This window comes from Kosakonia sp. SOY2 (genome assembly GCF_027109175.1).
Classification (GTDB): domain Bacteria; phylum Pseudomonadota; class Gammaproteobacteria; order Enterobacterales; family Enterobacteriaceae; genus Kosakonia.
In genome coordinates this window covers 819,324-835,161 of record NZ_JAPVXH010000001.1, presented here as the reverse complement: position 1 = coordinate 835,161, position 15,838 = coordinate 819,324, and the positions used below count along the sequence as shown (strand labels likewise).

Below are 15,838 nucleotides of genomic sequence, written 5' to 3'. Positions count from 1 at the left end.
CCGATGACGCCTGCGCGTTCTCCGTGGGTTTGTGCAACGTGGCTGGCGGATCTGCTGCAACACCGCCCGGTTACCGCTGGCCCGCAGGGCGAGTGGCGGCTGCTGGAAGTGGGCTGTGACGCTGAACACCGCTATCGCGCCGGGCATATTCCCGGCGCGGATTATATCGACACCCGCGAAGTAGAAAGCCTGCCGCTGTGGAATGTGCTCAAGCCAGAACAATTACGCCAGGTGCTGCTCAGTCATGGCCTGCGCGCGGAGAGTACCGCATCCTTTACGGCCGCGGCAATTATGCGGCGGAGCGGATGGCGCACATTTTGTTATACGCCGGGATCAGAGATGTTCGCTTACTGGATGGCGGCTGGCAGAGCTGGTTGCGCGCCGGTTTCGCCCGGCAAACCGGTGCAGCGTCAGGCATCAACCCGCAATTGGATTTTGGCGTGAATATCCCGGCGCGGCCTGAGCTTCTGCTCAATATGGCGCAAACCGAGCAGCGTCTGGCGCAGCCCGGCACATTGCTGGTCAGTATCCGCAGTTGGCCTGAGTTTAGCGGTCAGATAAGCGGTTACGACTATATCGCCGCTGTCGGCGATATTCCCGGCGCCCGCTGGGGGCAGGCAGCAGGCGACAGCCAGTTGATTACCAATTTTCACCATGCGGACGGCACGGTGCGAAACCCGTCAGAGATCGCCGCACTCTGGCAACAACAGCACATCACTGGCGATAACCCGGTGATTTTTTATTGCGGTACCGGCTGGCGCGCCTCGTTTGCCTTTTTTATTGCCCGCGCGCTCGGCTGGGCAGATATCGCCGTGTATGATGGCGGCTGGTTCGAATGGAGCCAGCACACTAACGGAACGCAGTAATGACCCTTCTGAAAACCCTGGATGTCGTGGCCGCCATCATTGAGCGCGACGGCAACATTTTACTGGCGCAGCGACCCGACCATGCCGATCAGGCCGGTCTGTGGGAATTTGCCGGTGGAAAAGTAGAAGCCGGGGAAACACAGCCGCAGGCGCTAACGCGCGAGTTGCGGGAAGAGTTGGGTATTGATGCTGTACCTGCGCGCTATGTTGCCAGCCATCAGCGGGAGGTTTCCGGGCGGCTGATTCATTTGCACGCCTGGCATGTGGTGAATTTTAGCGGTGAACCGGTACGTCACTATCACCGCGCGTTATTGTGGTGCTTACCCGCCGAAGCGCTAAAACTGCCGCTGGCTCCGGCGGATATTCCGCTGCTGGAAGCGTTTATGGCTTCACGCGCCGCCACACCAGCGGGTTAGTGGAAATGGCTCTCTCATCGCGCTGGCATTGTAATAACACCCCCTCGGTTTTGATAACCGCCCCTTCGCTGTAGTTTTGATTACCGTATACGCAGCATTGCATGCAGGGCTGCGTGGTCTGCGTCTGCCCACCGGAGCTGAACACTTCCGGCGGCACATTCACCTCGATTCCCGGCGACGGTAAACGTTCAGCCAGCACGCTGGTTGAGGCAGCAACCAGTAACGCTGCTGCTATCCACTTAATTCGAGCCATAACTTGTCCTTTTTGATTGACGCCACTCATTACTATAACGGATCTCTGCGGCAGGACTTTAATTACACCGATCATCGTTTTTAGTTATGACAGATTGCCAATTATTAATTTGCCTGGAGTGCGTTTTTTTTCCCTTGCGGCATATAGCTTTGCGGATGTTATAGTCCGGAAGTGCCTGCTTTTTGCGCACCACCATCACAACAAATTCACCACAACAATAAGAGACTCTTATATCTATGGATCAGACGCACTCTCTTGCATCATTTCTCCAGTATGTCGAACAGCGTGACCCGCACCAGCCGGAGTTCTCCCAGGCCGTTCGTGAAGTGATGACTACCCTCTGGCCCTTCCTTGAAGCTCACCCGCGTTACCGCCAGATGTCTTTACTCGAACGCCTCGTTGAACCGGAGCGCGTGATCCAGTTTCGCGTCGCCTGGGTTGATGACCGCAATCAGGTGCAGGTTAACCGCGCGTGGCGCGTACAGTTCAGTTCGGCTATTGGCCCCTATAAAGGCGGTATGCGTTTTCACCCGTCGGTAAATTTGTCGATCCTCAAATTCCTCGGCTTCGAACAAACGTTCAAAAACGCGCTCACTACCCTGCCGATGGGCGGTGGCAAAGGCGGCAGTGATTTCGATCCGAAAGGCAAGAGCGATGGCGAAGTGATGCGCTTCTGCCAGGCGCTGATAAGCGAATTGTATCGTCATCTTGGCGCGGATACCGACGTGCCCGCCGGAGATATTGGCGTCGGCGCACGCGAAGTCGGTTTTATGGCCGGGATGATGAAAAAGCTCTCCAACAATACCGCTTGTGTGTTTACCGGGAAGGGGCTGTCGTTTGGCGGCAGTCTGATCCGCCCGGAAGCGACGGGTTACGGCCTGGTCTATTTCACTGAAGCGATGCTCAAGCGTCACGGTCTTGGCTTTGAAGGGATGCGTGTGGCGGTTTCCGGCTCCGGCAACGTGGCGCAGTACGCGATTGAAAAAGCGATAGCTTTTGGCGCACGGGTGATTACCGCGTCGGACTCTGCCGGTACGGTGGTAGATGAAGCCGGATTTAACCGTGAAAAACTGACCCGTCTGTGCGAGATCAAAACCAGCCGCGACGGCCGTATAGCCGATTACGCACGGGAATTTGGTCTGACATACCTCGAAGGCAAACAACCGTGGTCAGTGCCGGTCGACATCGCGCTGCCGTGTGCCACGCAAAATGAGCTGGATACCGACGCGGCGCGCGTATTGATTGCCAACGGCGTAAAAGCGGTGGCGGAAGGTGCCAATATGCCTGCCACCATTGATGCCACCGAACTGTTCCTCGAGGCGGGCGTGCTGTTCGCGCCGGGGAAGGCGGCGAATGCAGGCGGGGTTGCCACCTCCGGTCTGGAGATGGCGCAGAATGCCGCACGTATGGGCTGGAAAGCGGAAAAAGTGGATGCGCGTTTGCATCACATCATGCTGGATATTCACCAGGCTTGCGTTGAGTACGGTGGCGAAGGCAAACAGACGCACTATGTGCGCGGTGCCAACATCGCGGGCTTCGTGAAAGTCGCCGACGCGATGCTGGCGCAGGGCGTGATTTAATAAGCTGGCCGGGTAACAGCGAAAACGCGTTATCCGGCCGCAGATGCCGCGTCACCGCCCGCCTCTGCTGATGGCGGGCGTTTCTTCCCGCGACCTTTGGCAAACGGTTTTTTCTTCTCACCGCCCGGTGCCACCAGCCCACGGAACTGACGCACCGGCGTGTTGCGCGCCTGGTGAATCAACTCGTGCAGTGTCCCCACCAGCGGCTGCATAAAGTCCTGATAGCGGCACTCTTTCTCACTGATTTGCGTCAGCACCGACTCCCAGTGCGCGGTCATATCAGGCCGCGCCGCCATCTCCGGCAGCGAATGGATCAACGCCCGTCCCGGTTCGGTCGAGTGGATGTAGCGCCCTTTTTTCACCAGAAAACCGCGCTTAAACAGCAGTTCGATAATCCCGGCGCGCGTCGCCTCGGTGCCCAGACCATCGGTAGCACGCAGAATTTTCTTTAGCTCCTTGTCCTGTACGAAACGCGCAATCCCGGTCATCGCCGACAGCAATGTTGCATCGGTAAAGTGGCGCGGCGGCTGGGTCTGGCGCGCCACTACTTCGCCTTTTTCGCACAATAATTCGTCGCCTTTTGCCACCACCGGCAGCGGAGTGCCGTCGTTCTCTTCATCGCGCTCTTTCGAACCAAGCAGCGTGCGCCACCCGGCCTCCGCCAGAAAACGCGCTTTGGCGATAAACTTGCCGTTGGCGATGTCGAGATCGATCTGGCATTTGCGGAACACCGCATCCGGGCAGAACTGCATCAGATACTGGCGAGCAATCAGGTTATAAACGTTAGCTTCGTTATCGCTGAGATTGACCTTCGAGGCGCGGGCCGTCGGGATAATCGCATGGTGGGCATCGACTTTTTTATCATCCCAGCAGCGGTTGCGCGTGTCCGGGTTCACCACCGGCTGCGGCAACAAATCCGGAGCATGCGCACCAATCGCGTTCATCACCGCGTGTCGTCCGGCAAAATGCTCTTCCGGTAAATAACGACAATCAGAACGCGGATAGGTGATCAGCTTGTGGGTTTCGTAGAGTTTCTGGCAAATATCGAGCACATTCTGCGCACTAAGCCCATAGCGTTTTGCCGCTTCAATTTGCAACGCCGAAAGCGAAAACGGCAGCGGCGCGAGTTCTGATTCCCGTTTATCGTTATAGGCCGTCACCAGCGCGGGTTGGCCGCTAATGCGGTTCACCACATGCTCCGCCAGCGGACGATGCAATAAGCGCCCCTCTTCGTCCTGATAAGGTTCACACGCCTCGCTCGGCTGCCACAAAGCGGTAAAGCGCTCCCCGGCTGGCGTGACGATATGCGCTTTCACCTCAAAGAAATCTTTCGCCACGAAGTTCTCAATCTCTTCGTCACGACGCACCACCAGCCCCAGCACCGGCGTTTGCACGCGTCCAACGGAGAGCACGCCCTGATAGCCGGCATTGCGCCCCAGCAGCGTATAAGCGCGGGTCATGTTGATGCCATAGAGCCAGTCGGCACGGGCGCGCGCCAGCGCCGACACACACAGTGGAATAAATTCGCTATTTGCCCGCAGGCGCTCAATCGCGCGCTCTACCGCCTGCGGATTGAGATCGTTAATCAGGCACCGCTGCACCTGCTGGCGTTTTTCAGCTGGCAGTTGCAGGTAGTCAATCACTTCGTCAACCAGCAACTGCCCTTCTCGATCCGGGTCACCGGCGTGCACCACCTGTTCGGCATCGGCGAGCAGGCGTTTGATAACATTGATTTGCTTAAGCACCGACGGGCGCGGCTGCAACTGCCACTTTTCCGGCACGATTGGAAGATCGGCCAGATTCCAGCGTGCATAGCGGCTGTCGTAGACGTCCGGCTGCGCCTGCTCAAGCAGGTGACCAATGCACCAGGTCACCACCTGACCATTACCGCACTCAATATAGCCGTCGCCTTTGCGATGCGGCTTCGGCAGCACATCGGCAATGGCACGCGCCAGACTGGGCTTTTCGGCAATAAATAACCGCATAGGATTAACGGATCTCGATCATCGGGCGACCGCCGCGTGCGCTGACCAGTTCACCAATCGCGCTCAGTTGAATACCGTATTCCGCTGCCGTCGCTTTAACTTCCTCTTCTGCACACGGTGCCACCGCCAGCAGCAAACCGCCGGAAGTTTGCGGATCGCACAGTAAATCGCGCACCGCCGTTGGCATCTCACCCATCAGATGACCATAGCTGGCGAAGTTACGCTGGGTACCACCCGGCACGGCGCCCTGGGCGATGTACTCTTCCACACCCGGCAATTTCGGCACATCCTGATACCAGACCTGCGCCTGTACACCCGCGCCCTGGCACATTTCACTCAGGTGACCGAGCAGGCCAAAGCCGGTGACATCGGTCATCGCTTTTACGCCGTCGATCCCGGCAAAGGCGGCACCGGCAAGGTTCATGCGGCACATCACTTCCGTTGCCAGACCAACGTGTTCCGGTTTGAGCAGCGATTTTTTCTCCGCCGTGGTTAATACGCCAATGCCCAGCGGCTTGGTGAGGAACAGTTTGCAGCCCGCCTGGGCGGTGCTGTTTTTCTTCACGCGTTCGGTTGGTACCACGCCAGTTACGGCAAGGCCGAAAATCGGCTCCGGCGCGTCGATTGAGTGACCGCCCGCCAGCGCGATCCCCGCCTGCTGGCAGGCAAAACGCCCACCGTCGATCACCTCACGCGCGATTTCCGGTGCCAGTTTGTCGAGTGGCCAGCCCAGAATGGCAATCGCCATAATCGGTTTGCCGCCCATCGCGAAAACGTCGCTAATGGCGTTGGTCGCGGCAATGCGGCCAAAGTCGAAGGGGTTATCGACAATCGGCATAAAGAAGTCGGTGGTGCTGATAATGCAGGTACCGTTACCCAAATCGTAAACGGCGGCGTCATCACGCGTTTCGTTGCCGACAAGCAGGTTCGGGTCGAGAAACTTCGCCTGCTCGCTATGCAGAATGGTATCCAGCACTTTGGGGGAAATTTTACAACCGCAACCGGCTCCGTGGCTGTATTGCGTTAAACGAATGGCTTGCTCGCTCATGGACATCTCCTGTCATTGCAATCGCGCTATGGTAGCGCTCAAATGCGGAGCTGGTAAGTCTGGCAACCTTAATTCGCGCGTTATTGCTCATTAAGCAAACGAAACAGAGATTGCATACGATGATTTTTCGCTCGTAAACTTCATATTTATAACTACATCGGCCATTTTGGGAGTCACCGCAATGTTCTTTTTGGCTTTTCATGACAGAAATATGACAGCAGCCACTGAGGGCTACAGATGCTTTTTTACACAAAGGAACCGCTCATGAAAAAAAATATCCTCGCGTTTTGTCTTGCTAGTTTGCTCTCTACCAGCGCTTTTGCTCTGGTTCCATCCGGGAATGATGCCACCACCAAACCTGATCTTTATTACCTGAAAAATGCGCAGGCGATTGATAGCCTGGCGCTGTTACCACCACCGCCGGAAGTCGGTAGCATCGCGTTTTTAAACGATCAGGCGATGTACGAGCAGGGCCGCTTGCTCCGTAACACCGAGCGCGGCAAACAGGCAGCGGAAGACGCAAACCTGAGCAGCGGCGGCGTGGCAAACGCCTTCTCCGGCGCATTTGGCTCACCGATCACCGAGAAAGACTCCCCGCAGTTGCATAAGCTGTTGACCAATATGATCGAAGATGCAGGCGATCTGGCAACCCGCGGCGCGAAGCAAAAATATATGCGTATCCGCCCGTTTGCCTTCTACGGCGTACCAACCTGCAACACTAAAGAGCAGGATTCACTGGCGAAAAACGGCTCTTATCCGTCCGGTCATACCTCTATCGGTTGGGCTACCGCACTGGTGCTGGCAGAGATTAACCCACAGCGTCAGGATCAGATCCTCAAACGCGGCTACGACCTGGGGCAAAGCCGGGTGATTTGTGGCTACCACTGGCAAAGTGACGTGGACGCCGCGCGCATTGTTGGCTCCGCTGTCGTTGCCACTTTGCATACTAATCCGGCGTTCCAGCAACAGTTGCAGAAAGCCAAGGACGAGTTTGCCGCCCAGCATAAGTAAACCGCACGCCCGGACGGGCGTGCTTTTACGATGATCCCTTCGCGTTTTTCAGGTTATAGAGGCGTTGTACCCGCTGCGCCTCTACGATGATGTTGGCTACATCTTCACGCGTGAGCGCCAGCTGGACGGGGTCAGAGAACAGGAAAATATCCCCTCTGAAAATAAACAACGGTTCATCCGTACCCGCTTCATTAACCACGGAATAGTGATTGCTGACATAGTCCGCACGCGCATTAATCTGCGCCTTTTCAGCCTGTCGGGTGGCCAGCGGCTTATCAGCCCATGCCAGAAACGCGTCAAAGGGCTGCAGATCGCGTGTCAGGTGAGTGACTTCGATTTTGTGCAACTGAACAAAAGCATTACCGTAATCAATGGTAAAACGTAACCACGCATCACTATCGGCGATTTGCACCGGGAATGTGCGCGTCGAAAAACTAACGCGCACGCCAGTTGCCGCATTGAATGTGGCATAGATGACCGGACTGTTTTCCGTCTCCCAGGTGCGCAATGTCATAACTTTATCGACTTTATTCGTTACCTCAATGCAGCCCGTCAGTGAGCCAGCCAACAGCAGCATCACGGCAGTGGATATCAGACGTTTCATCAGCATTCCACCGCTTAGCGATAAACTTTGGTGTGGAACAGATTGTAATCATACGGGCACTCATTCAGTGCCCACACCGGTGCCGGAGTATCTTTGCCTTCGGTAACGTCCGTGATCATAATTTCGTGGGTGTAGTAGCCGCCGGGCAAGGTGTATACCTCGTAGCTGTGCCCCGCTTTTGGCGATACGCTGCGAAATGATTCATGCACGGTTTGCGAATAGGTGGTTTGCGAAACGGTGACATAGCCGATGCGCAAGAACTGGCCAGGCTTAACGGAAAACTCCATCACATCTTTGCCCTGTAATGGCGAGCTGGCGGGTAACGGGGCAATACCAGCGATTTTTTTATTGCGGGTGGATTTAATGCCAAGGATATTCACTGCGGATGTCAGCGATTTTTGATCGACCTGACGAAGGCAACTTCCCGACTGCTGGTAAATTTCTGCCACCAATGGTGTCGCATAGTTTTCAACGCGTAGCTTTGCCGCATCCGCTGCTGAGTAATCGTCCATCGTGGAAGTGGAGATGGTGCAACCTGCCAGCGTCATTGCCCCCACAATTACCATCCCTGCTTTCATTTCGCCACGCATCATCTTTCCTTATTTTTCCTTAATAAGAACACGTTATCGGCGAAAGCAGACTGGACTTTAAAAGAAAACGGCTGCGGCAGAGTTGTCGCAGCCGTCCGATATCAGGCGGAGCTTAGAAACGTGTCACGAACGGCGTGGTATCCGGTACGGTGACAGTAGTCGAGGCTTTCAGTTGCGGTGTGCCGAGATACAGAAAACCGACGATTTTATCCTGTTCGCGGCAATCAAATGCCTGGCGAACCACCGGGCTGTCGGTCAGCGGGCCTGTGCGCCAGATTCCGTTAAACCCCTGCGCCAGCGCCGCCATCTGCATCGCCATTACCGCGCAGCCGGCAGAGAGCAACTGCTCCCACTGCGGGACTTTATGGTGAATGTCGCATTTTGCCACCACCGCGATGATTAACGGTGCGCGAAAAGGCGATGTACGCGCTTTTTCGACGCCTTTTTCATCCTGGCCTGCGGCAATCGCGGCCTGCTCCAGCGTCTGACTGAAACGTTCGCGCCCTTCCCCTTCGATGACAAAAAAGTGCCATGGCTGAAGCGTACCGTGATCCGGCGCGCGCATCCCCGCACGCACAATGTTATCCAGTTGTTCACCTGCCGGGGCCGGTTCTGCCAGCCGGGATGCGCTACGACGATTGACGAGCAGCTCAAGTGCGTCCATTAGTTAAACTCCTGTATTGAAATTTGTTCACAAAATTAACACGGGCGTAGAAATTGTTACAGCGCCGGAGGCGATTCCTGCTGACAAGTGGCAGCGGGGTAATTAGGATAACCACACTTTGCCGCTCGGGCAGCGGTGGTCGTTAACTACCAGGGAGAATACATGCGAACCCTTTGGCGTATTATTGCCGGTTTTTTCAAGTGGAGCTGGCGATTGCTGAACTTTATCCGCAAGCTGGTGCTCAATCTTTTCTTTATTTTGTTGGTGCTGGTTGTCGCAGGCGTGTGGATGCAAATGAGCGACAGCAAAACCAGCAGTAACAGTCGGGGCGCATTGCTGCTGGATATTTCCGGCGTAGTGGTGGACAAAACCTCGGCCAGCAGCCGGCTTGGCGCACTGGGCCGCCAGTTGTTTGGTGCCAGTTCGGATCGTCTGCAGGAAAACTCACTGTTTGACATCGTCGATACCATTCGCCAGGCGCAGCATGACCGGAATATCACCGGGATTGTGATGGATCTGAAAAATTTCGCTGGTGCCGATCAACCGTCGATGCAGTATATCGGCAAAGCGCTGCGTGAGTTCCGCGACAGCGGTAAGCCGGTTTATGCCGTGGGCGACAATTACAGTCAGGGCCAGTATTACCTTGCCAGCTTCGCCAACAAGATCTGGCTGTCGCCGCAGGGTGTGGTTGATCTGCATGGCTTTGCCACCAACGGCCTCTACTATAAATCGCTGCTTGATAAGCTGAAAGTCACCACCCACGTATTCCGCGTCGGCACCTATAAATCCGCCGTTGAGCCGTTTATTCGCGACGATATGTCCCCGGCAGCGCGCGAGGCAGATAGCCGCTGGATTAATGAGTTGTGGCAGAACTACCTCAACACCGTTGCCGCTAACCGCCAAATCACCGCGCAGCAGGTCTTCCCGGGCGCGCAAGCGATGCTGGATGGACTGCGTAAAGTGGATGGCGACACGGCAAAATATGCGCTGGACAACAAGCTGGTGGATGAGCTGGGCTCGGCAACCGATGCGGAAAAAGCAATGGTTAAACAGTTTGGCTGGAGCACGGAGGATAAGAACTTCCGCGCGGTCAGCATGTATGATTACCAGGCGAAAAAACCGAGCGATGTCGGCGATACTGTGGCAGTGATTTTCGCTAACGGCGCGATCATGGACGGCGAAGAGACGCCGGGGAACGTAGGCGGCGACACCACTGCCGCACAGATCCGCGACGCACGTCTGGATCCGAAAGTGAAAGCCATTGTGCTGCGCGTCAACAGCCCAGGCGGCAGCGTCAGCGCATCGGAAGTGATCCGCTCCGAGCTGGCGGCAGCCCGCGCGGCAGGTAAACCTGTCGTGGTATCAATGGGCGGCATGGCGGCCTCCGGCGGTTACTGGATCTCGACACCGGCGAACTACATTATCGCCAGTGCCAGCACGCTGACCGGCTCGATTGGTATCTTCGGGGTTATCAACACGCTGGAAAACAGCCTCGACAGCATCGGCGTGCATACCGATGGCGTAGCAACCTCGCCGCTGGCAGATGTCAGCATGACCAAAGCGCTGCCGGACGAAGTTTCGCAGATGATGCAGTTGAGCATCGAGAATGGCTACAAACGCTTTATCACGCTGGTGGCGCAGTCGCGCAACAGCACGCCTGAGCAGGTTGATAAAATCGCCCAGGGTCACGTCTGGACCGGCCAGGATGCGAAAAATAACGGGCTGGTTGATGCGTTGGGCGATTTCGACGACGCGCTGGCGAAAGCGGCTGAGCTTGCGAAACTGAAACAGTGGCATATCGATTACTACGAGGAAGAGCCGACATTCTTTGATCGGCTAATGGATAGCATGTCCGGTTCGGTAAGCGCCATGCTGCCAAAAGCATTGCAGGCATATTTGCCCGCGCCACTGGCAAGCGCTGCGCTACAGATGAAAGCTGAAACCGACAAACTGGCGGTGTTTAACGATCCACAAAATCGTTATGCGCTCTGTCTGAACTGCGCCAATATCCGCTAAAATCACCTGACCACGTCCCCTCCACCGGAGGGGATTTTTTTGATGAAGCCAGAATATAACTATGCAAAAAAAATCCATTTACGTTGCCTACACGGGCGGTACTATCGGTATGCAACGCTCAGAACACGGCTATGTGCCGGTTTCCGGTCACCTGCAACGTCAACTGGCGCTGATGCCTGAATTCCATCGCCCGGAGATGCCTGATTTCACCATCCATGAATATGAGCCGCTGATGGATTCGTCCGATATGACACCGGAAGACTGGCAACATATCGCAGACGATGTGAAAGCGCACTATGACGATTACGATGGTTTTGTCATTCTGCACGGTACAGACACGATGGCCTACACCGCATCGGCACTGTCGTTTATGCTGGAAAACTTAGGCAAACCGGTTATTGTGACAGGGTCACAAATCCCGCTCGCCGAACTGCGTTCTGATGGCCAAATCAACCTGCTTAATGCGTTATATGTGGCGGCGAATTTCCCGATTAACGAAGTGACGCTGTTCTTCAATAACCGTCTGTATCGCGGCAACCGCACCACCAAAGCGCACGCTGATGGTTTCGACGCGTTCGCTTCGCCTAACCTTGCGCCATTACTGGAAGCGGGTATTCATATTCGCCGCCTGGGCACGCCGCCCGCGCCGCACACCACGGGAGAACTGGTTGTCCACCCGATCACCCCGCAACCGATTGGCGTGGTAACGATTTATCCGGGCATTTCCGCCGATGTGGTGCGTAACTTCCTGCGTCAGCCGGTAAAAGCGCTGATCCTGCGTTCTTACGGCGTGGGTAATGCACCGCAAAACGGTGAGTTTCTGAAAGAGTTACAGGAAGCCAGCGCCCGCGGCATTGTCGTGGTCAACCTGACACAATGTATGTCCGGCAAGGTCAACATGGGCGGCTACGCCACCGGCAACGCCCTCGCCCATGCAGGTGTGATTGGCGGCGCAGACATGACAGTGGAAGCGACGTTGACAAAACTTCACTACCTGTTAAGCCAGGATCTGGACGCTGATTCCATTCGCACCGCCATGACACAAAACCTGCGCGGTGAACTGACGCCGGATGAATGAGGAGGCTCGAATGACACAACGCGCACTGCTGCTGGTTGATATGCAGAATGATTTTTGCGCTGGCGGCGCGCTGGCGGTAGCTGAAGGTGACAGCACGGTTGATGTTGCTAATGCCATGATGACGTGGTGTAAGACACGCGGCAATGCCATCGTGGCAAGCCAGGACTGGCACCCGGCCGGACATGGCAGTTTCGCCAGTCAGCACCACGTCGCGCCGTTCACAACTGGCGAACTGGCCGGGTTAACCCAAACGTTTTGGCCCGATCACTGTGTACAAAACAGCGAAGGCGCAGCGCTGCATCCGTTGCTAAACCAGAAAGCTATCGATGCGGTGTTTTACAAAGGGGAAAACCCGCTGATTGACAGTTACAGCGCGTTTTTCGATAACGGCCATCGTCAGGAAACCGCCCTGCACAACTGGTTGCAGCAGCACGGCATCCGCGAACTGGTAATTCTCGGTTTAGCCACCGATTACTGCGTGAAATTTACCGTGCTGGATGCGCTACAACTTGGATACGAGGTGAATGTCATTACCGACGGTTGCCGTGGCGTGAACCTGAATCCGCAGGACAGCACGCAGGCGTTTATGGAGATGTCAGCGGCTGGCGCGACGCTCTATACGCTCGCGGACTGGCAGGAAACGCACGCCTGATGATGCCCCTGCCGGATGGCGTTGCGCCTCCGGCATGGCGACTTACGATTTAAACGTCGCGATCGGCTTTGGCGAAATGCCAAAATCCTCTTTTAATTGCTGCTTACTTTTCATCACCATCTGGCCGTTGGTATCAATGGTCATGTGCTGCGCCTGCGTGTTATTGCGCGCCTGCCACAGCATCACCAGTTGCAGACTGTTCTCTTTTTGCTCTGTTGTCAGCGCAACGCCATCTGGCCATTTACCTAACTCAACGGCCGTTACCAGGCGCTGGTAGATCTCCGGCGTCATGCTGTTAACGATTTGATCAAGATTCATCTTTGAAAACTCCGTGGAATAATTGCTGAATCGTTTTTTCAACCCTGAGATCGTTCACCGTTTTCGTCATCCGTAAAACTCAGGGAAGCAGAGTTGACGCAATAGCGTTCGCCGGTCGGTTGCGGACCATCCGGAAAGACGTGCCCCAGATGCGCATCACATTTTCCACAGCGGATTTCCACGCGTTGCATGCCATGCGAATAATCGTTGATATAGCGAATAGCGTCTTCGCTCACCGGCTCAAAGAAACTTGGCCAGCCGCAGCCAGAATCATACTTGGTTTGCGAATTGAACAGCGCGGCGTCGCACACCAGACAGTGATAAACCCCGTCGCGTTTGTTATGCAGAAAACGCCCGGTGAACGGCGGCTCGGTGCCATGGTTCTGCGTCACGTAAAACTGCATTTCAGTCAGTGTTTTTTTCAGGTCGTCTTCAGAAGAATTATGCGCCATTTGATCACGCCTCACGATAAAAACTCGACAACTTTTCACCCTGATTCTAACAAAACATTAACACTGCGGCGTTAACTTTTGTTCTAAACTTATTTGTTGCGGTAAAGCAGCCGGTGAATTGTGATTAATCTCACATTTTTATCCTGTCTGACCTTTAAAATTCCGGGCGGCGCCCCTATATGGGGAGCATGCTCAAAGGAAGAGTGAGGCGAGTCAGTCGAACAAAGGTTATGCGGAGGATTGATTTGTCGCAATGATTGACACGATTCCGCTTGACGCTGCGTAAGGTTTTTGTAATTTTACAGCCAACCTTTTATTCACTAACAAATAGCTGGTGGAATATATGACTATCAAAGTAGGTATCAACGGTTTTGGCCGTATCGGTCGCATTGTTTTCCGTGCTGCTCAGGAACGTTCTGACATCGAAATCGTTGGTATCAACGATCTGTTGGACGCTGATTACATGGCGTACATGCTGAAGTATGACTCCACTCACGGTCGTTTCAACGGTACCGTAGAAGTGAAAGACGGCCACCTGGTTGTTAACGGCAAAACCATCCGTGTTACTGCTGAGAAAGACCCGGCTAACCTGAAATGGAACGAAATCGGCGTTGACGTTGTTGCTGAAGCTACCGGTATCTTCCTGACCGACGAAACCGCTCGTAAACACATCACCGCTGGCGCGAAAAAAGTTGTTCTGACTGGCCCGTCCAAAGACAACACCCCAATGTTCGTACGTGGCGCTAACTTCGACAAATATGCTGGCCAGGACATCGTTTCCAACGCTTCCTGCACCACTAACTGCCTGGCTCCGCTGGCAAAAGTTATCAACGACAACTTCGGCATCATCGAAGGTCTGATGACTACTGTTCACGCGACCACCGCCACTCAGAAAACCGTTGATGGCCCGTCTCACAAAGACTGGCGCGGCGGCCGCGGCGCATCCCAGAACATCATCCCGTCCTCTACCGGTGCTGCTAAAGCTGTAGGTAAAGTACTGCCGGAACTGAACGGCAAACTGACTGGTATGGCGTTCCGCGTTCCGACTCCGAACGTATCTGTTGTTGACCTGACCGTTCGTCTGGAAAAAGCTGCGTCCTACGAAGAAATCAAGAAAGCCATCAAAGCCGCTTCTGAAGGCCCGATGAAAGGCGTTCTGGGTTACACCGAAGACGACGTGGTTTCTACCGATTTCAACGGTGAAGTTTGCACTTCCGTGTTCGATGCTAAAGCTGGTATTGCACTGAACGACAACTTCGTGAAACTGGTTTCCTGGTACGACAACGAAACTGGTTACTCCAACAAAGTTCTGGATCTGATCGCTCACATCTCCAAATAAGTTGAGATGAGAACATGATCTGAAAGAGCGACTTCGGTCGCTCTTTTTTTGTTTTGAAGACAGAGGATTGCGTTAATGATTAATAAAATTTTTGCACTTCCGGTAGTCGAACAAATTACCCCTACTCTCACCCTGCGCAAAATGGACGAGCTGGACGTTATCGTCGTTGACCATCCGCAGGTTAAAGGTTCATTCGCCTTACAGGGCGCACATCTGCTCTCATGGAAACCGCAGGGCGAAGAAGAAGTCCTGTGGCTGAGTGGCAACACGCCGTTTAAAAATGGCGTCGCACTGCGCGGCGGCGTGCCGGTCTGCTGGCCGTGGTTCGGCCCGGCAAAACAGCAAGGTCTGCCAGCGCATGGTTTTGCGCGCAATCTGCCATGGGCGCTGAAGGCGCATAACGAAGACGCCAGCGGCGTTGTACTGACCTTTGAACTGCAGAGCAGCGATGCATCGCGCAAATTCTGGCCACACGACTTTACGGTGTATGCCCGTTACAAACTGGGCGCGACCTGCGAAATGGAGCTGGAAGCTCATGGTGAGTTTGAAACCACCTCGGCGCTGCACACCTATTTCAATGTCGGTGATATCGCAGCCGTAAAAGTGAGTGGTCTTGGCGATCGCTTTATCGACAAAGTCAATGATGCGAAAGAAGATGTACTGGCCGATGGTATACAGACGTTCCCGGATCGCACCGACCGCGTCTATCTGAATGCGGAAGCCTGCAGCCTGATCCACGACAGCGCGCTTAACCGCACCATTGAAGTCATCCACAGCCATAACGCAAACGTCGTGGCGTGGAACCCCGGCCCGGCACTCTCCGTCAGCATGACTGACATGCCGGATGACGGTTACAAAACGTTTGTCTGTGTGGAATCGGTTAACGCGACCGTGCCGCAGAAAACCACTGAAGAGAAGCCGTCCCGCCTGGCGCAGACTATCCGCGTCGTTAAACGCTGATCCTGC

The 15,838-nt window shown here is 55.0% G+C and carries 18 protein-coding genes; 10 read left to right on the top strand and 8 right to left on the bottom strand.

Annotated elements, in window-relative coordinates:
• Positions 1-3: 3 nt before the first annotated feature.
• From O3S68_RS03980 to O3S68_RS03970, 3 genes are read left to right on the top strand one after another with little or no spacing between them, the layout of a single operon-like run.
• A complete protein-coding gene (locus tag O3S68_RS03980; RefSeq protein ID WP_269230837.1) occupies positions 4-444 on the top strand; it encodes a hypothetical protein in 441 nt (146 codons plus the stop codon).
• Positions 445-476: 32 nt separating this feature from the next.
• A complete protein-coding gene (locus O3S68_RS03975) occupies positions 477-866 on the top strand; it encodes a sulfurtransferase (protein ID WP_269231654.1) in 390 nt (129 codons plus the stop codon).
• Positions 866-1,282 (top strand): pyrimidine (deoxy)nucleoside triphosphate diphosphatase, encoded by a 417-nt coding sequence (locus O3S68_RS03970; protein WP_020454013.1) that lies wholly within the window; start codon positions 866-868, stop codon positions 1,280-1,282. Before O3S68_RS03975 ends, O3S68_RS03970 begins: the two co-directional genes overlap by 1 nt.
• On the opposite strand, the gene O3S68_RS03965 is transcribed toward O3S68_RS03970, so the two are convergent.
• Positions 1,248-1,535 carry a DUF1496 domain-containing protein gene (locus O3S68_RS03965; RefSeq protein ID WP_020454014.1) on the bottom strand — a complete coding sequence of 96 codons (288 nt, stop codon included), beginning with the start codon at positions 1,533-1,535 and terminating at the stop codon, positions 1,248-1,250. The genes O3S68_RS03970 and O3S68_RS03965 overlap by 35 nt on opposite strands.
• Positions 1,536-1,771: 236 nt before the next feature.
• Here O3S68_RS03965 and gdhA point away from each other — a divergent pair, with 236 nt between their 5' ends.
• Positions 1,772-3,115 (top strand): NADP-specific glutamate dehydrogenase, encoded by a 1,344-nt coding sequence (gene gdhA / locus O3S68_RS03960; protein WP_269230836.1) that lies wholly within the window; start codon positions 1,772-1,774, stop codon positions 3,113-3,115.
• A 29-nt stretch (positions 3,116-3,144) separates the two neighbouring features.
• Here the strand turns inward: gdhA and O3S68_RS03955 are convergent, their stop codons facing one another.
• Both O3S68_RS03955 and selD read right to left on the bottom strand, forming a co-directional pair.
• Positions 3,145-5,100, bottom strand: coding sequence for a DNA topoisomerase III (locus tag O3S68_RS03955; protein ID WP_269230835.1), 1,956 nt, complete (start codon positions 5,098-5,100; stop codon positions 3,145-3,147).
• A 4-nt stretch (positions 5,101-5,104) separates the two neighbouring features.
• Positions 5,105-6,148 carry a selenide, water dikinase SelD gene (selD, locus tag O3S68_RS03950; protein ID WP_269230834.1) on the bottom strand — a complete coding sequence of 348 codons (1,044 nt, stop codon included), beginning with the start codon at positions 6,146-6,148 and terminating at the stop codon, positions 5,105-5,107.
• Positions 6,149-6,412: 264 nt separating this feature from the next.
• Here selD and phoC point away from each other — a divergent pair, with 264 nt between their 5' ends.
• On the top strand, positions 6,413-7,159 hold the full coding sequence (gene phoC, locus O3S68_RS03945) for an acid phosphatase PhoC (protein WP_020454018.1): 747 nt from the start codon (positions 6,413-6,415) through the stop codon (positions 7,157-7,159).
• 25 nt (positions 7,160-7,184) lie between these two features.
• Here phoC and O3S68_RS03940 read toward each other — a convergent pair whose 3' ends face one another.
• From O3S68_RS03940 to O3S68_RS03930, 3 genes are all read right to left on the bottom strand, one after another.
• Positions 7,185-7,763, bottom strand: a complete 579-nt coding sequence (locus O3S68_RS03940; RefSeq protein ID WP_269230833.1) for a hypothetical protein — start codon at positions 7,761-7,763, stop codon at positions 7,185-7,187.
• Between the two features lie 14 nt (positions 7,764-7,777).
• Complete coding sequence (locus O3S68_RS03935; protein ID WP_233500381.1) at positions 7,778-8,356, bottom strand: hypothetical protein; 579 nt, start codon at positions 8,354-8,356, stop codon at positions 7,778-7,780.
• A gap of 109 nt (positions 8,357-8,465) precedes the next feature.
• The gene (locus O3S68_RS03930) at positions 8,466-9,017 is read right to left on the bottom strand and encodes an NAD(P)H nitroreductase (protein ID WP_097407034.1); all 552 of its coding nucleotides are present in this window, start codon (positions 9,015-9,017) and stop codon (positions 8,466-8,468) included.
• 162 nt (positions 9,018-9,179) lie between these two features.
• On the opposite strand from O3S68_RS03930, the gene sppA reads away from it, so the two are divergent.
• The 3 genes from sppA to pncA all read left to right on the top strand — a co-directional run bounded on the left by sppA (position 9,180) and on the right by pncA (position 12,763).
• A complete protein-coding gene (sppA, locus tag O3S68_RS03925; RefSeq protein ID WP_269230832.1) occupies positions 9,180-11,033 on the top strand; it encodes a signal peptide peptidase SppA in 1,854 nt (617 codons plus the stop codon).
• Positions 11,034-11,094: 61 nt separating this feature from the next.
• The gene (gene ansA, locus O3S68_RS03920; protein ID WP_086869499.1) at positions 11,095-12,111 is read left to right on the top strand and encodes an asparaginase; all 1,017 of its coding nucleotides are present in this window, start codon (positions 11,095-11,097) and stop codon (positions 12,109-12,111) included.
• 10 nt (positions 12,112-12,121) lie between these two features.
• Positions 12,122-12,763, top strand: a complete 642-nt coding sequence (gene pncA / locus O3S68_RS03915) for a bifunctional nicotinamidase/pyrazinamidase (protein WP_269230831.1) — start codon at positions 12,122-12,124, stop codon at positions 12,761-12,763.
• 42 nt (positions 12,764-12,805) lie between these two features.
• Here pncA and O3S68_RS03910 read toward each other — a convergent pair whose 3' ends face one another.
• Both O3S68_RS03910 and msrB read right to left on the bottom strand, forming a co-directional pair.
• On the bottom strand, positions 12,806-13,081 hold the full coding sequence (locus O3S68_RS03910; RefSeq protein WP_269230830.1) for a YeaC family protein: 276 nt from the start codon (positions 13,079-13,081) through the stop codon (positions 12,806-12,808).
• Positions 13,082-13,119: 38 nt separating this feature from the next.
• Positions 13,120-13,533: a peptide-methionine (R)-S-oxide reductase MsrB gene (msrB, locus tag O3S68_RS03905; RefSeq protein WP_020454026.1), complete on the bottom strand. Its 414-nt coding sequence runs from the start codon at positions 13,531-13,533 to the stop codon at positions 13,120-13,122.
• A 343-nt stretch (positions 13,534-13,876) separates the two neighbouring features.
• Here msrB and gapA point away from each other — a divergent pair, with 343 nt between their 5' ends.
• Both gapA and O3S68_RS03895 read left to right on the top strand, forming a co-directional pair.
• Positions 13,877-14,872, top strand: a complete 996-nt coding sequence (gene gapA / locus O3S68_RS03900) for a glyceraldehyde-3-phosphate dehydrogenase (RefSeq protein WP_020454027.1) — start codon at positions 13,877-13,879, stop codon at positions 14,870-14,872.
• 75 nt (positions 14,873-14,947) lie between these two features.
• Positions 14,948-15,832, top strand: a complete 885-nt coding sequence (locus O3S68_RS03895) for a D-hexose-6-phosphate mutarotase (RefSeq protein ID WP_269230829.1) — start codon at positions 14,948-14,950, stop codon at positions 15,830-15,832.
• Positions 15,833-15,838 lie beyond the last annotated feature (6 nt).

Coding starts and splice junctions, on each gene's coding strand:
- O3S68_RS03980 (WP_269230837.1), top strand. CDS start 4: ATGACGCCTGCGCGTTCTCCGTGGGTTTGTGCAACGTGGCTGGCGGAT.
- O3S68_RS03975 (WP_269231654.1), top strand. CDS start 477: ATGGCGCAAACCGAGCAGCGTCTGGCGCAGCCCGGCACATTGCTGGTC.
- O3S68_RS03970 (WP_020454013.1), top strand. CDS start 866: ATGACCCTTCTGAAAACCCTGGATGTCGTGGCCGCCATCATTGAGCGC.
- O3S68_RS03965 (WP_020454014.1), bottom strand. CDS start 1,535: ATGGCTCGAATTAAGTGGATAGCAGCAGCGTTACTGGTTGCTGCCTCA.
- gdhA (WP_269230836.1), top strand. CDS start 1,772: ATGGATCAGACGCACTCTCTTGCATCATTTCTCCAGTATGTCGAACAG.
- O3S68_RS03955 (WP_269230835.1), bottom strand. CDS start 5,100: ATGCGGTTATTTATTGCCGAAAAGCCCAGTCTGGCGCGTGCCATTGCC.
- selD (WP_269230834.1), bottom strand. CDS start 6,148: ATGAGCGAGCAAGCCATTCGTTTAACGCAATACAGCCACGGAGCCGGT.
- phoC (WP_020454018.1), top strand. CDS start 6,413: ATGAAAAAAAATATCCTCGCGTTTTGTCTTGCTAGTTTGCTCTCTACC.
- O3S68_RS03940 (WP_269230833.1), bottom strand. CDS start 7,763: ATGAAACGTCTGATATCCACTGCCGTGATGCTGCTGTTGGCTGGCTCA.
- O3S68_RS03935 (WP_233500381.1), bottom strand. CDS start 8,356: ATGATGCGTGGCGAAATGAAAGCAGGGATGGTAATTGTGGGGGCAATG.
- O3S68_RS03930 (WP_097407034.1), bottom strand. CDS start 9,017: ATGGACGCACTTGAGCTGCTCGTCAATCGTCGTAGCGCATCCCGGCTG.
- sppA (WP_269230832.1), top strand. CDS start 9,180: ATGCGAACCCTTTGGCGTATTATTGCCGGTTTTTTCAAGTGGAGCTGG.
- ansA (WP_086869499.1), top strand. CDS start 11,095: ATGCAAAAAAAATCCATTTACGTTGCCTACACGGGCGGTACTATCGGT.
- pncA (WP_269230831.1), top strand. CDS start 12,122: ATGACACAACGCGCACTGCTGCTGGTTGATATGCAGAATGATTTTTGC.
- O3S68_RS03910 (WP_269230830.1), bottom strand. CDS start 13,081: ATGAATCTTGATCAAATCGTTAACAGCATGACGCCGGAGATCTACCAG.
- msrB (WP_020454026.1), bottom strand. CDS start 13,533: ATGGCGCATAATTCTTCTGAAGACGACCTGAAAAAAACACTGACTGAA.
- gapA (WP_020454027.1), top strand. CDS start 13,877: ATGACTATCAAAGTAGGTATCAACGGTTTTGGCCGTATCGGTCGCATT.
- O3S68_RS03895 (WP_269230829.1), top strand. CDS start 14,948: ATGATTAATAAAATTTTTGCACTTCCGGTAGTCGAACAAATTACCCCT.